General features: G+C 50.4%; 10 protein-coding genes. 4 read left to right on the plus strand and 6 right to left on the minus strand.

Annotation, left to right across the window (positions count from 1 at the left end):
* Window positions 1-165 precede the first annotated feature (165 nt).
* Window positions 166-1638, minus strand: a complete 1473-nt coding sequence (locus H6F90_RS20190) for a leucyl aminopeptidase (RefSeq protein WP_190554062.1) — start codon at window positions 1636-1638, stop codon at window positions 166-168.
* Window positions 1639-1913: 275 nt separating this feature from the next.
* On the opposite strand from H6F90_RS20190, the gene H6F90_RS20195 reads away from it, so the two are divergent.
* Complete coding sequence (locus H6F90_RS20195; RefSeq protein WP_190554063.1) at window positions 1914-4127, plus strand: transglycosylase SLT domain-containing protein; 2214 nt, start codon at window positions 1914-1916, stop codon at window positions 4125-4127.
* A gap of 93 nt (window positions 4128-4220) precedes the next feature.
* Here H6F90_RS20195 and petA read toward each other — a convergent pair whose 3' ends face one another.
* Window positions 4221-5201, minus strand: coding sequence for a cytochrome f (petA, locus tag H6F90_RS20200; protein WP_190554064.1), 981 nt, complete (start codon window positions 5199-5201; stop codon window positions 4221-4223).
* Between the two features lie 88 nt (window positions 5202-5289).
* Entirely contained in the window at window positions 5290-5829 is a 540-nt protein-coding gene (petC, locus tag H6F90_RS20205; protein ID WP_190431298.1) for a cytochrome b6-f complex iron-sulfur subunit, read from the minus strand.
* Window positions 5830-6123: 294 nt separating this feature from the next.
* Here petC and H6F90_RS20210 point away from each other — a divergent pair, with 294 nt between their 5' ends.
* The 3 genes from H6F90_RS20210 to H6F90_RS20220 all read left to right on the plus strand — a co-directional run bounded on the left by H6F90_RS20210 (window position 6124) and on the right by H6F90_RS20220 (window position 10943).
* The gene (locus H6F90_RS20210) at window positions 6124-6441 is read left to right on the plus strand and encodes a DUF3067 family protein (protein WP_190554065.1); all 318 of its coding nucleotides are present in this window, start codon (window positions 6124-6126) and stop codon (window positions 6439-6441) included.
* Between the two features lie 850 nt (window positions 6442-7291).
* Window positions 7292-8596 (plus strand): HlyD family secretion protein, encoded by a 1305-nt coding sequence (locus H6F90_RS20215; RefSeq protein WP_190554066.1) that lies wholly within the window; start codon window positions 7292-7294, stop codon window positions 8594-8596.
* Window positions 8597-8732: 136 nt separating this feature from the next.
* Window positions 8733-10943, plus strand: a complete 2211-nt coding sequence (locus H6F90_RS20220; protein WP_190554067.1) for a glycosyltransferase — start codon at window positions 8733-8735, stop codon at window positions 10941-10943.
* 144 nt (window positions 10944-11087) lie between these two features.
* Here H6F90_RS20220 and H6F90_RS20225 read toward each other — a convergent pair whose 3' ends face one another.
* The 3 genes from H6F90_RS20225 to H6F90_RS20235 form a co-directional block, all read right to left on the minus strand.
* The gene (locus H6F90_RS20225) at window positions 11088-12044 is read right to left on the minus strand and encodes a polysaccharide lyase (RefSeq protein ID WP_190554068.1); all 957 of its coding nucleotides are present in this window, start codon (window positions 12042-12044) and stop codon (window positions 11088-11090) included.
* A gap of 117 nt (window positions 12045-12161) precedes the next feature.
* Window positions 12162-13001, minus strand: coding sequence for a twin-arginine translocase subunit TatC (tatC, locus tag H6F90_RS20230; protein WP_190554069.1), 840 nt, complete (start codon window positions 12999-13001; stop codon window positions 12162-12164).
* A 229-nt stretch (window positions 13002-13230) separates the two neighbouring features.
* Window positions 13231-14064, minus strand: a complete 834-nt coding sequence (locus H6F90_RS20235) for an MBL fold metallo-hydrolase (RefSeq protein WP_190554070.1) — start codon at window positions 14062-14064, stop codon at window positions 13231-13233.
* Window positions 14065-14111 lie beyond the last annotated feature (47 nt).

Below are 14111 nucleotides of genomic sequence, written 5' to 3' on the forward strand. Positions count from 1 at the left end.
CGCTCCTCTGAGGCAGGTTGCTAGCCGTACAAAGCCTACCCCGAGGGGGTGAGAGTTCTTTAGACGCGATCTAAAAAACTCTCATCGGGACTACTGAGGTTAACTGGAGTTTAGCGAGGGTTTGAATAGCACTCGGTATTCTAGACTGCGACTAAGGTAGCTAGGTTAAGCAACGACCCAGTTGACCAAGGTGCGGACCCCGTAGCCCGTGGCTCCAGCACTGTTATAGCCATTTTCCTTGTCTGCCCAAACTGGGCCAGCGACATCAAGATGAGCCCACGGCGTTTCTTTCACAAACTGTTTTAAGAAGAGAGCCGCAGTAATGGAACCACCAGGACGAGGACCAGTATTTTTCATGTCTGCGATCATCGATTTCAGACCGTCAAAGTATTTTTCTTCCATTGGCATTTGCCAGAGCTTTTCGCCTGCGGATTCAGCCGCATTTAGTAACTCCGCAGCCAAGGTATCGTCACTACTCCAGAGACCCGCAATATCATCACCTAAGGCAACGACACAGGCTCCGGTGAGGGTGGCCAAATCTACGATCGCATCGACACCGAGTTTTTCCGTAAACACCAAGGCGTCAGCTAAGGTAAGACGACCTTCCGCGTCGGTGTTATTCACTTCGATGGTTTTGCCGTTGGAAGCAGTCAGTACATCGCCAGGACGCAAGGCTCGACCGCTGATCATGTTCTCAGTTGCGGCGCTGATGAAATGCACTTCTACATCAGGTTTAATTTGTGCGATCGCCTTAGCAGCACCCAAGGTTGCAGCGGCACCCCCCATGTCGGTTTTCATCATCTCGATGCCGCTGCCTGCCCCTTTGATATTGAGGCCACCAGAGTCAAAGGTGAGTCCTTTCCCTACGATCGCAACTTTGCGCCGGGGAGTGCCGTTGGGCTTGTAAGTGATGTGGATAAACTTGGGCGGAATATCAGAAGCTCTAGCCACGCCCAGGAAAGCTCCCATGCCCAGCTTTTCGCAGTCTTCTTGCTCCAGAATCTCAATTTCTAAGCCGTGTTCTTGGGCGATCGCTTCAGCCGTTTCTGCCATCGTCAGTGAAGTGACCACGTTGGGAGGGGCAGCCACCAGTTCTCGCGCCAAAATTACTCCAGAACAAATCTGCCGCGCCCTCTGAATAGCAGCGCTTTGGTCGCCGACACCTAAAATCTCAATTTGTTCTAGCTGGGAGTTTTTGTCTTCCGACTCTGACTTGAAGCGGGTGTCCTGATAGGCGGCTAACTCTGCCCCTTCGGCGATCGCTTGCACAGTAGCTTCAGGCTGGCTATTCCATACCGGGAACTGAATAGCCAAGGTCTTGCCTTTTTCTTTTTTCGCTTGTCGCATACTCAAAGCTGCGGCCCGTCTTAAACTTTCTAGTTTTAGCGAGTCGGGTTTGCCTAAACCAACTAAAAGCACTTTGCGAATGGCACTGCCGCCGCCTACACGGGCAAGAGCACTGCTGCCTTCTTTCCCCTTAAACTCAGCCTCAGCCATTAACTCTTTTAAGGTGCCTGCGAGTTTCCCATCCAAGGTCGCTAGATCACCCGTCAGTTCCACCCCATCTTCAAACAACCCTAGAGCTAAAATGTCTCCCGCCCAGTTTAGGCATGAGGTATCTGTCGCGCGAACATCCATCCCTTCTTGTCCTTCTAAATCAAAGACTTCTCTATTTCTTCAGGCTACTAGTTGCAAGAGAAAATTTTTCGGATTAACTCCAAAAAAGTGACGATTTTTCGCTGATTCTCTCCTACGAACTAGCGCACCAAATGGAAGTACCAGCCTGATCACTTTTCAACTATTGTCGGATCTAGCTAGAATTCCCTGTTTAAAGGAGCAAGACCTAGGGCGGAAACGGAATTAAAAATGCTAGAGTCTCATGGGATTCGGTCCAAATCTTCGAGCGAGGACGCATGCTGAAGCGACGAGGCACGCAAGTTTCTTTGGCCATTGGAGCAGGGCTGTGTGCCTTACTCTTAGGGGCAACGTTGTCGGTTACAACCAGCGGTTTCACTCGCAAATGGCAAAGCTGGATTCAACCACAGCCGTCATCTCTGCCCAGCCAAAGCCAAGCTGCTGACTCTGCCGTTGCGGCTTTAGCAGACCTATCTCCCGAGCAACGAGCCACTAAACTAGCAGCGATCGCCCAAGGCAAACAAGGAGCAGACCGCAACCGCGCTCGCTATTTGCTAGCAAGTGATGCAATTCGGCAACGCCAAGGAGAAAAAGCGCTCCAGTGGCTCAAGGGTTTAGAGTCAGATTACCCGGAGCTTGCTGCCTACGTTGCTTTTAAGCAGGCCCAAGCCTATACGGTTAGTGGCAAAACAGCCGAGGCAGCAGCCGCTTGGAAAAGTCTGCTGCGACAATATCCGGATCACCCCGTCGCTGCCGAAGCTTTATTCGTGCTAGGCCGCCAAGATCGGCAGTATTGGGACCAAGCGATCGCCAAGTTTCCAACTTATCCTCGCACTCAAGACATCATTCAGCAACGCCTGCGCCAGAACCCAAATCAGCCAAAATTGCTCTTGATTTTGGCTAAGTATGGCATTAATGCTCCAGGCATTGTCCCGGTGCTGAATCGGCTAACCGAAAACGCCAGCTTTACCGCTACACTCCAGCCCGAAGATTGGGAGGCGATCGCCTTTAACTACTGGGAGCACCAGGAATATGGCAAAGCTGCAGAAGCTTATGCCCGTGCCCCTCGTAATTCCCTCAACACATATCGGATTGGGCGCGGGTTGCAACTCAGCGGCTTAAATTCTCAAGCCTACCGAGCTTACCAACTGTTAGCTGCCGCTTTCCCCCAAGCTGAGGAAACGGCCACGGCTCTAATTCGCATGGCTCAGCTTACGCCTAAACCGATTAATGGCATTCCCTATCTAGATCGAGTCATTAGCCAATTTCCCGACCAGGCAGCAGAAGCCCTGATGGTCAAGGCTGACATCCTAGAAGGATTAGGTAGTGGCAAATCAGCCGCGCAATCTCGCCAATCGGTTTTGAGCCAGTACCCCAAATCAGATGCTGCCGCCGAAATTCGCTGGAAACAAGCCCAGCGTCAAGCCAACACCGGAAACTTTTTGGCTGCTTGGCAGTGGGCAGAACCGATTACCAAGCAAAACTCTGAGAGTGAATTCGCCCCAGAAGCCGCTTATTGGGTGGGTAAATGGGCGAGCCAAATTGGGCGTGAGCAAGATGCTACAAGCGCCTTTGAGTATGTCTTGGCGAAATATCCAGAGTCTTATTATGCTTGGCGCTCGGCTGTACAGCTAGGCTGGAACGTAGGCGATTTTGATAGCGTCCGTCAACTCCAACCGCAAGTTGTGCGCTCTGGTCACTCCAGTCCATTACCCACGGGTTCTGCCACCTTGCAAGAGCTGTATCAGTTGGGGCAAAGCCAAGATGCTTGGGCGCTCTGGCAAGTAGAATTCAAAAATCCCACTAAGCCAACGGTAGCGGAGCAGTTTACCGATGGGGTGTTGCGAGTAGGAGTGGGCGATCATCTCGATGGCATTTTTATGTTGTCGAGCTTGGCTTGGCGCGAAAAAACTGAGGAGCGATCGCAGTACCAAACCCTCAAGCAACAACCTGCTTTCTGGCAAGCGCTATATCCTTTTCCCTTTCTGCAACCCATCGAGGCTTGGTCGCAAGAACGGCAACTCAATCCCCTACTTGTCACAGCCTTAATCCGCCAGGAATCCCGGTTTCAGCCGCAAATTCGCTCTGTTGTGGGAGCAACTGGACTGATGCAAGTCATGCCCGAAACAGCTTCTTGGATCGCCTCGCAAATTAAGCTGAAGCAGTACAAACTGGACAAACCGGAAGACAACATCAAGCTTGGCACCTGGTATTTAGCCTACACCCACCGCGAGTACGACAATAACTCTCTCTTTGCGGTTGCCAGTTACAATGCAGGTCCCGGTGCTGTAGCGGGTTGGGTAGATAAAAACACTTTCAGCGATCTTGATCAATTTGTGGAAGCAATCCCCTACGGCGAAACCAAAGGCTACGTGAAGTCGGTGTTTGAAAACTACTGGAACTATCTACGCCTCTACAATCCAGAAGTTTCCCAACAGGTCGAACAGGTCGCCCAAGCTTCCAACAGTTACCAATCCGCCTTCAAGTTTTAATTAAGTTCTAATTGGGATACTTAACATAAAAAAGACACCTCTGTTGAAATACTCAACAAAGGTGTCTTACAGCCATGATGGACGAGGGCTGTTTTAGAAGTTCATTTCAGCAGCTTGCACTTTCTCAACCTGCTTCTTCTTCAGGACAAGCATGATCTGAGAGAGAGTGATTGCAGCGAAGAAGGCAACCAAGCCTTGGATGCGAGCAGGGCTTTGCAGCACGATTTCTGTATCAACCTGACCGAAGCCACCCACGTTAGGATCAGTCGTGAGCGCTTCACCCGCTTTCACTTCTTGGCCTTCCGCGACTACTAGCTCAGGACCCGCTGGAATGTTGTCTACAGCGGTGCCACCGTCAGCAGATTGAATGGTGACAGCATAACCACCACTTTCGGCTTTAGTAATTTGGGTAATTTTCCCAGCAGCAGAAGCGTTGTAAATCGTGTTGTTGCTCTTGTCACCAGTAGGATAAACCTGGCCACGACCACGATTACCACCCACGTTGATTGGGTATTTACCAAATTTCACAGACTTATCGGCGTTAGGGTCGGGGGAGAGGACTGGGAAGGTCAGCTCTTGATACTGCTCTCCAGGTAACGGACCCACTACCACGATATTGTCCTTGTCAGCACTGTAGGGTTGGAAATACAGACCGCCAATTTTTTCCTTCATTTCTTCAGGAATTCTGTCCTCAGGAGCGATCTTAAAGCCCTTAGGCAGGATCAGGACCGCACCAACGTTCAGAGGACCTTTTTCACCATTGCCCAACACCTGCTGTACGTTGGTGTCGTAAGGAATCTTGACGACTGCTTCAAACACCGTATCTGGAAGAACGGCTTGAGGTACTTCTATTTCAGTCCGCTTAGCGCCTAAGTGACAGTTGGCGCAAACAATCCGACCTGTGGCCTCACGAGGATTCTCGTAAGCTTGCTGAGCATAGACCGGATAAGCAGCAGCAGATTGAGGCAGCATTAGATCGCTACCGAGCAAAATGGCGATCGCGCTGATAGCGGCAAGCGTAACGCGCCAGAGGTATCGCGGAGCGAATATCGCTGACAAAAAAGTTTTCTTCATCTGTAATGAGTCTTCAATAGCAAAGGATCAGGCAGTCAATACACAAGACAGGATGCAACGTCTCACGATTGGTAAAAATGATCAATTCCTAGGACCACCAAGGGTCATCACCTGTGCGGAAGTCAGTTTCAGTCCAAGGTGTAAAGGAGACTTTGTCCTCTTGGACAGTTGCGTGAACTAGGGCGAGGGACAGCGGTGCTGGCCCCCGGACTACCTTGCCAGTGTTGTCATACTGCGAACCATGACAGGGACAGATGAACTTATTCTCGCCACTATTCCAGGGCACGACACAGCCCAAGTGAGTGCAGACCGCATTAATGCCGTAGCTGGCAAGGGCTTGCTCGCCTTCTACCACGATGTAGGTGGGGTCGCCTTTGAGCCCCTGAGCCAAAGAGCGCTCGCCAGTTTTGTGACTGGCCAGAAAGTCACTCACGAGGATGTCATTACCGAGCGCATCCTTCGCAGTAACCCCACCGCTACCGCTTCCACTAGACGGCGGGATAAAGTATTTGACCACAGGATATAGTGCGCCCAAGGCTGTGCCTGTGACCGCACCAAACGTGAGGAAATTCATAAATTGGCGACGACCCATGCTAGGTACGTCTGCAGATCCAGAGACTTGAGCCATGACCTATGCTTACGTATGTGTTAAGTTATGTGTCTTAGCCAACAGTTTGGGCTAATCTTAGAACCCTGTTAACCCCGCATATTTAAGTCTGTACGCCTAGACAGCAACCATAGCTAAAGTGAGTCTAATGCAACAGGCAGGGCGTTACAGTCCCTTGAAAGAAGCGGTTTTTAGCGCCTCATGGGTATTATTACATTTCTTGACGCTAGCATCATATCTGAGTCGGGGAGCCTGATAGCTATACGAAATGTAAACAAAATGCTTGATTCTAAATCGGTTGATCCAGAGTGAGTCATGACAGGACGAGACTTACATCAACTCATTCTCCATAAATGGGGCCGTTCCTACGATGTTCAAGTGCGACGGACCCAGGGCAAAATCTTTGTTCAAGTCATGTGGAAGTATTTGGAGCAGGCTTCTTTTCCCCTCACGGAAGCCGAATATTTCGCCCATCTAGAAACCATCAGCAGCTACTTAGATGCTTGGGGTGGCTTTAGCCAGGTGCAGCAGTTTGTTGAGCAGACTAAGGAACGGCCTCGCTTGGGTAAGGCTGTGAGCATCCCGCTGGATCTGGGCGATCGCGCTTCCGAGTGGTTGCTAGAAGAGTTTTAAGGTCACTGGTTTAATCTCCCTCTTTTGGGTGATATTCGATCGCTCTCTGGACAGATGGCTGATTTAGGCGATCGCGAAACACTATAAGCAAATAGTAGTTGATGAATATTGGTTTGTATTCTCAATTACTAAGGGCTAAGTGTTGGAAGTTTCTAGAGTTTTTCTAAAACCAACATTCTAGGTATCGAGGCAGGTTCTGGCTTGGAACTTAAAGCTTTAGGATGCCAGATATTTCAGTTGGCTTCAGTAAAATACAACTTCTTTTTAGCCGTTCTTATAGTTATTTAAATTACAGCTAGTGCTAATAAGAACTTCGGTATTAGTAGAGTACCAATTCTTACATAGCCGCATTATCTTAATTCGAGCAAAAGACTTGGAGACACTCTGAAACTTCTTTTCAGCAAGTATTTCAGGGAATGGTCTTATTTGCCTCACAATCACTTTAGGCTCGATCTCATATTCGTAAATTCACACTTCCTTTAAAGATTAGACTCTACACTTTATCGGCTCTATACGAAAATTTACAGGCATTGCCATTAGAGTTTGTAAATAGTAAATCTTCTCTTCAGCAAATAACCCTAAAGTCTAGATTTTCAAAACTAAGCAATCCAGGCTAATCAGCCACCATCTTTCTGAGATCAAAACTTGACCCAATTTCAGCAAACCTCTTCAGGTTTAGCTGCCTGTTTCTGCTGCCCAATGGTGCTATCTAGCTCACTTCAGAACCAACAAAAGCCCCTGTTGATTTGTATTTCGAGCTACTTACGGACAACCTGAATCCTTACACTCAGGACCCCTTGGTAGTCGTTTGCTCACCCAGTCCTGCCCTTTCGTCACTCAAAGAGCCTCCATGGTAAAGACCCCAACTAAGCCCCTTGGCTTCCAAGAGTTTGTTGCAGTTCCCCCTGAAGCTGACTATCGGTTGCCCGATTTTAAGAAAAAGCAGATTTGGCAAAGATTACTTGTCGGGATGACTTGTCTGGGGTTAGGAGGGGCGGCGATCGCCTTTGGCCTGTCCTCCATCACCTATCGACTGACCCATGCCACTGTAGATGGTGGGCTGATTAGCGGTCGAACTGTGCGGTTACGCGCTCCCATTGATGGCAAATTGAAAGCTTTTTACGCTCGTCCCGGTGCCCCAGTCAAATCAGGCCAGATTCTGGCTCGGCTGGAAAGCACAGCCCAGGTAGAACAAAACTTGTTGCAGTTGCAAGGTGAAGTCCAAACCAAGACGGCACAGTTGGTTGCGGCCAAACAATCCTTAGTCTTTTTGCAGCAACAGCTAAGCAGTTTAGAAATTCAAGATAAAACCTTACAAAGAGTCAATACAGGTCTCTCTGCGAAGGAGGTTACGCACCAACAAGCAGCCGTTGAGGCAGCAATGGCCCAGGAAAAAGCGGCGCGCCTGGATTACCAGCGCTACCAGCAGTTATTGCAGGAAGGTGCGATTTCTCGTCAGAAGGTGGACCAACTAGAGTTCATCTGGAAATCGGCTGAAGCAGAAGTCAAGCAAGCCCAGGCTGAGTTGTCTGCAGCTCAAGCTTCTTTAGGTGCTTTGCAAGACGGTGTGGCGCTGACTCCTGGTGCAACCTTGGCCGACCAACGCATGAACTTGATGCGGACCGTTCAAGGCCAAGCAGCTCAAATTGAAACCCTCGAAGCTGAGTTGGACAGCAGCCAAAAGCAACTGAAAAAGGCCCAGGCAGAGTTTAGCGATCGCCAAGACATTGAAATTTCAGCTCCTTTTACGGGTGTGGTCTACAGCACTGAGCACGACCAAGGCGAGCAAGTAAACCGCCCCGACACCCTGATTACCTTGTTGGACTGTAACGACCTCTGGGTAGAAACTTTGGTCTCTGCTCAACAAGCCAATCAGATTGATAGTACTAAGCCAGTGCGAGTGCAACTTGCTGGAGCTGAAGACACCTTCGTCGGCGAAGTGGAGCTGATTGAGGCAGTGAACCGCGCTGAATTGGCAAAAGACCAGGCCCAGGCTTTAGTGCCTGCGGTCGCCTCTAATTTAGTTGGCCAACCCTTAGCCAAGGTGACTGTACGTATTCCTCCTGCGCCTCAGCAGTCTCAGACCAACCAGTTTTGTGGCGTGGGCCAATCAGCTCGCATGACCTTTGGCACCAAACTGTTCGCAGGTAAGTAGTTTTGGGTTGCTTCGGGTTGCAATGGGCGATCGCCTGCTGCCGCAACTTTCAATTCCTTCCGTCCAGGCATCAGGGTGCAACGAGTCAGTCTCTCTCATGCTTTGTGCTGCTTACTCAGGAATTATTTGAGTCATTATGAAATCTACTGCATCAGCCTCTTCTAAACCCCTGAGCGCCCAACTTAACTTGTTGGCATTCCTGTTTTTTCCAGTCTTGGGTTTGACAGGTCTCTACGTCCTACAAAACCCTGGCAACTTAGCCATTTGGGATGTGTTTGGCCTGATTAGCTTGGGCGTAGTGGGTGTATGGCGCTGGGCTTGGTTTCTCTTACGCCTGTTGCGATCGCGGATTTACCTGCACTGGGTCTTTCCTAAGTGGCGGCGCTGGGCCAATAAAGTTCCGGTTGAGCATTTGCCTCACGTTTGTTTGCTCGTCCCAACTTATAAAGAGAAACCCTGGATTACCGAGCGGGTCTTTCGAGCGATCGCGCGAGAAGCTAGAGATTTGGTGCACCCGATTACTGTTCTGGTCAGTAGCAGCAGCGACGAAGAAAATGCCTCGATTGTAGAGATCCTCAAAGCCGAAGATCCAGAACTCAAAACCGTTCGCCTGGTTTTAATGACGCAGAAAGACGGTAAGCGCAAAGCGATGGCCGATGGTCTGCGGGAACTCGCACAACTGAATTTGCCTGCGGATACGATTGTGGCGTTGATGGATGGTGACTCAGAACTAGCTCCCGGCACGCTGCGCCAGTGTCTACCTTTTTTCCTCATGTTCCCCAAAATGGGAGCCTTAACCACCGACGAGTTACCAGTGGTTCAAGGTTCTTATCTGTTTTCTGAATGGTTTCACCTGCGGTTTGCCCAACGCCACAGCCAAATGTGCTCGGACTCGCTGTCGCGCAAGGTGATGTGCTTGACAGGGCGATTTTCTCTATTTCGAGCAGAGGCGGCGTTGCATCCCACATTTGCGATGCAGTTGGAAAACGACACACTGGATGATTGGCTCTGGGGACAGTTTAAGTTTCTGTCTGGAGACGATAAGAGTACTTGGTTCTGGCTGCTGCAACGTGGCTATGAAATGCTCTACATCCCCGATGTAGTTGTCTACTCGATTGAGACAATTTCGGGTTCCTTTGTCGATCGCGCTTACCAGAACATGCGGCGCTGGTACGGCAACATGCTCCGGAACAACAACCGAGCGATCGCGCTTGGCCCTCATCGCATCGGCTGGACTGCCTGGTACAGCTTGCTCGACCAACGCATTAGTATTTGGACTTCTCTGATTACCCCTGGTCTACTAGTCATTTCGTTTCTGCAAGGCAATTGGGTTGCGGTTGGGATCATTTCGTCCTGGATTTGCTTTAGCCGTCCACTGATGTTGCTGCTGATTTTCTGGGGTCGGAGTTCTGAGCTGCGCCCAATTCACTTCCCTATTTTGCTGCTGTCGCAGTGGGCATCGGCTTTAGTCAAGGTGTGGACGCTGATGAATCTAGCCAAGCAAAACTGGTCGAACCGGGGGAATCAAAGTATCTCAGCAGAAGGCTCTGGTTTGGAAAGAGCCGCCAAGCTAGGTACTTCTCGATTTTTGCTGGGGGCTCAAGCTTTTAGTTTCATTATTTTCCTCTTATGGTTATCTGGTTCCCTGAGCCCCATTTGGGATTTGGAGGGCTGGTGGCTCAACCGTCAAGCGGTAGCGCAGCAAATGCCGTTGGAAATTGTGGAGGCGATCGATCGCGGGGTGATTCCTAACGATAATCGAGACGATTCTGCCGCTTTACAGGCGTTAATTGCTCGCTTGCCGCAATCCAGCCAGGTGCAAATTAATTTGCCCATTGGTGAAATTGATTTATTCCAACCTGTAGAAATTAATCGCAGCGACATTAAGCTCAAGGGCCAAGGCATGTCGCGAACGATTTTGCAGGCTCATTTCGATCGCGAAGCTGGAGAAGCGGTGCTTTCTATTCAGCCTAAGGGACAAGGCGATCGCGTCACGAAAGCTACAGCTCAGCCTGTCTCTCATACCGCTAAGGCCGTTGTAGACAAGCTAAGAAATGTGGAGTTAAGTGGCTTTACGATGCGGCAGATTTTGCCCAAGTCTGCGGTTGTTGCCGAATATGCGATCGATAGTATTTACTTACGCCAAGTTGAGCAAGCCACTGTGAAGAATCTGCATCTGGAGCGGAGTGGTCGCAATCCCCTAGTGCTGAACTCAACGCAAGATGTAACGGTGGAATATGTGGCGGTAGATGGCAGTTTGAACCGGGGTGAGATTGTGATGGAGGATGCGGTCAATACCCAAACGAAAGGGGTGACTTTGCCGACTTCGTTATCTCAGGGGGCTTAGATTTCATTTGCTAAAACCAAGTCCTTGAGGGCGCTTGCCCCCAAACCCCCGCTGAGGGACGGTTGCGTCCCTCAAACTCCCTCCAAAAGTAGGTTTAGTCCAGTAGGTTAGCGATCGCTTCGCCCACTGCTTTAAGAGCGAAGGTTAGTTGACGGCTGCGACTGCAAAGTCGGCGAAGTCTACGTATACATCTTTGCGGGTAGCCCAGGAGGGATCGTTGCCGCCGAAGAAGGTGGAGAAGAAGATACCGTCAATTTTAAGTTTGTCGGTGGAGCGGAAGGTAAGCCCATCCTGGTCAAGCACTTGTTGGCCATCGAGCCACACGCGAACTCGCCCATCTTGTTGACCAGGTTGATTCAGCACCACTTCTTGCTCTAGGCGATACCAAACTCCTGGCTTAAAGCGCCATTGGCCGCGCCCGATGGAGGTGCCATATTCGTCGCTGGTTGGGAGGTAGGCGTACAGTTCTCCCGCTCCGTTTTTGCGCCACATGAAGCGGGTGGAAAAGCCATCGGTACCATCAGGAGTATCGCCACCGCTGTTGCTGTCACCCCCAAATAAGCCGGGAAGTTTGCCTCCCCGAATGTAATCGAAATTTTCTGAGAAGCGGACGTAGTAGCTAAGCCGCAAGGTGTCTCTAGGTTGCAGGTTGAGATCGGCAAGAAACTGGCAACCACCCAACGGAGCTTTGTATTTGCGGGCGACGGTGGGGCTGGCAGAACGAGCAGGATAGTTCACGCGCAGCACTTTGCTAAACTTTCCGGTTGGGTCTGGAATAATTTCGACGTTTTCGAGTCCCCAATCTTTGCGCTTGCTGGTGCCCCAATGCTGCTGCCAGTCGGCTTCGTCAAAGCTACTAGACCAAAGAAGATTGCTAGAGTTTGTGGCAACCTGCTCTGGTCTGGTTTGAGCAATATCGGTTGGTACGGGTGAGGAGTCTACTTGGATGGGGTCGAGGATGGCACAACCGCTCAGTACGGAAATGGCTAAGACTGTACCGAGGGTAATGGGTCGTTGGGAAAGGCACAGAAATGTCAATTGTCGGTGTAGTCGCTGAGCTAGCTGCTCTAATTTATGAAGCTGAGATAATTTTGAATTCAAAACGATCGCACCAATAGAATCGACGGCACAGTGCTAACTCATCAATTCCAGGTTAGTCAAGGGTAATGCCGCTGCTTTAGGGGCGATCGCGCTTACTCAAGCTTCACAAATCCATCTCTAACGACCAAGCAGTTTCACACAACCGATGCCACCAAAGTAAAGCCCTACAACTGCTCCTCCTAAGAGGCTCTGAGTCAAAGGATCGGTGGAGGGGGTCAGCACTGCACCTAGAATGGCAGCGCCTAGAATGACATATCGCCAACCTGAAAGCATTTGAGCTGAGGAGACGATGCCGATTAGACCCAGCAACAATTGAATTACGGGAATCTGAAAGGCTAGGCCAGTGCTAAACAGAAGCAGCAGGACAAACTCGAAGTAGCGATCGATGGACCAAAGCTGCTCAACTACATCTTCGCCGTAGGTAATGAAGAAGTTGAGAGCAGCAGGGATGAGGGCAACATACGCAAAAGCCAAACCCGCAGCAAATAGCACACTGGAACCCAGCACAATGGGTCCGATGAATCGGCGTTCACGTCGCGTTAAACCGGGCAGAACAAACTGGATGATTTGGTAGAGGATGAAGGGACTCGCAACTAGTAGCCCGCTATAACCCGCGACTTTGATCGAGACAAAAAAGTATTCACCTGGGGCCAGTTGCAGAAATTTAACACCTTGGGCGGGAACTTCTAGTAGCTGGACGATGGGTTTAACGAAGACGAAGCAACCAATAATCCCGATAACTGCTGCAATTAAGGAGTAGAAGATCCGTTGCCGCAACTCTTCTAAGTGATCGAACAAAGACATTTCGACTTCATCGGGTAACTCGTCGAAGTATTCGGTTTCGTCTTCACTAATAGGAGTTTTGGGTGCAACGCTCAGATCCTGTGAGGCTGCGGGGTCTGAATTAGGGTCCAAACGCTGCTCGGATGCAGTCTCTAGTTCTGAGGGAGCCGTCATGGGTTTGCGTCAGTTCAGGGTTTGTTGACTATTGTATCTGGGGATTTGCAGGGTGGAACTTTGGGGTGCTAGGTGTTGAATTTGTTGAAATCCGAGCCTTGGGGGCACTCGCCCCCAAACCCCCGCTGAGGGACGGTTGCGTCCCCCAGACCCCCTCCAAACGAGTTTAAGTGTGGGTGTTTCGAGTTTTGGGGTGGGTAGTTGGCTATTAGCTTTTGGTTCTCACTTTTCATCCCTCCTCCTTCCTCCTTCCCCTTAACTCCATCGGATCGTGAGCACAAATAATTTCTACTGTTCCTGCTTGTTGCTGTTTCAGTTGTCGTAGGCGCTCTTGGTTGTGGAGACGGGTTGGGTTATCGACTGCACCGACTCGCTGCACTACGGCTAGGCCGAATGGGCAATAAGGATGAGTGGGGTGCATTTCTTGGTGGAAGTAGTAGGCGTCGCCTGCATGTAATAACCAACCTGTGGGGATTTGGATGGCTACTCCTGTATGGCCGTGGGTGTGGCCGAGGAGGGGGACAAGGAGAATTTCTGGGGGTAATCCGGTGAGTTGTTGGATGCACTTGAAGCTGAACCAGCGATCGCCTTGCACTTGATAACGCACCCAGTCTGGCTCATGCTGCCATTGTAGGGGTCGGTAACGATAGCGATCGCGTCTGGTTTTAGGTTGGGTGGCGGCGCGATATTCGGCATCCAATAAATGCACTTTGGCTTGAGGAAAGTCTGCGATGCCACCTGCATGGTCGAGGTCTAAATGGGTGAGGATAATATGCCGCACGTCATGGCGGGAGAAACCTAATTGCTCTACTTGATAGACTGCTGTTTCTTCTGGGATGAGCTGTGGGCCTGCTAGAAAAAGGAAGCCACTGCTCAGTCGCTGTTGAGTTTGGGCAATGTCTTGTAAGCCTAAGCCAGTATCGACTAAAACTAAGCCAGCTTCGGTTTCAATCAACAGGCAGTGGCTCACAATGGGGACGCGGTGGAATAAACTGCCTTTGCCACCAACCAATCCCCCACCCAGAATGCATTGTGTTGCACAGTTGAGGTGATGAATCTTCATGCCTCTAGACTAACGCCATGAGGGAGAGCGATCGCGTGAGAGTGGGT

This window comes from Trichocoleus sp. FACHB-591 (genome assembly GCF_014695845.1).
GTDB lineage: Bacteria > Cyanobacteriota > Cyanobacteriia > FACHB-46 > FACHB-46 > Trichocoleus.

Coding starts and splice junctions, on each gene's coding strand:
- H6F90_RS20215 (WP_190554066.1), top strand. CDS start 7,292: ATGGTAAAGACCCCAACTAAGCCCCTTGGCTTCCAAGAGTTTGTTGCA.
- tatC (WP_190554069.1), bottom strand. CDS start 13,001: ATGACGGCTCCCTCAGAACTAGAGACTGCATCCGAGCAGCGTTTGGAC.
- H6F90_RS20220 (WP_190554067.1), top strand. CDS start 8,733: ATGAAATCTACTGCATCAGCCTCTTCTAAACCCCTGAGCGCCCAACTT.
- H6F90_RS20195 (WP_190554063.1), top strand. CDS start 1,914: ATGCTGAAGCGACGAGGCACGCAAGTTTCTTTGGCCATTGGAGCAGGG.
- H6F90_RS20235 (WP_190554070.1), bottom strand. CDS start 14,064: ATGAAGATTCATCACCTCAACTGTGCAACACAATGCATTCTGGGTGGG.
- petC (WP_190431298.1), bottom strand. CDS start 5,829: ATGGCTCAAGTCTCTGGATCTGCAGACGTACCTAGCATGGGTCGTCGC.
- H6F90_RS20190 (WP_190554062.1), bottom strand. CDS start 1,638: ATGGATGTTCGCGCGACAGATACCTCATGCCTAAACTGGGCGGGAGAC.
- H6F90_RS20210 (WP_190554065.1), top strand. CDS start 6,124: ATGACAGGACGAGACTTACATCAACTCATTCTCCATAAATGGGGCCGT.
- petA (WP_190554064.1), bottom strand. CDS start 5,201: ATGAAGAAAACTTTTTTGTCAGCGATATTCGCTCCGCGATACCTCTGG.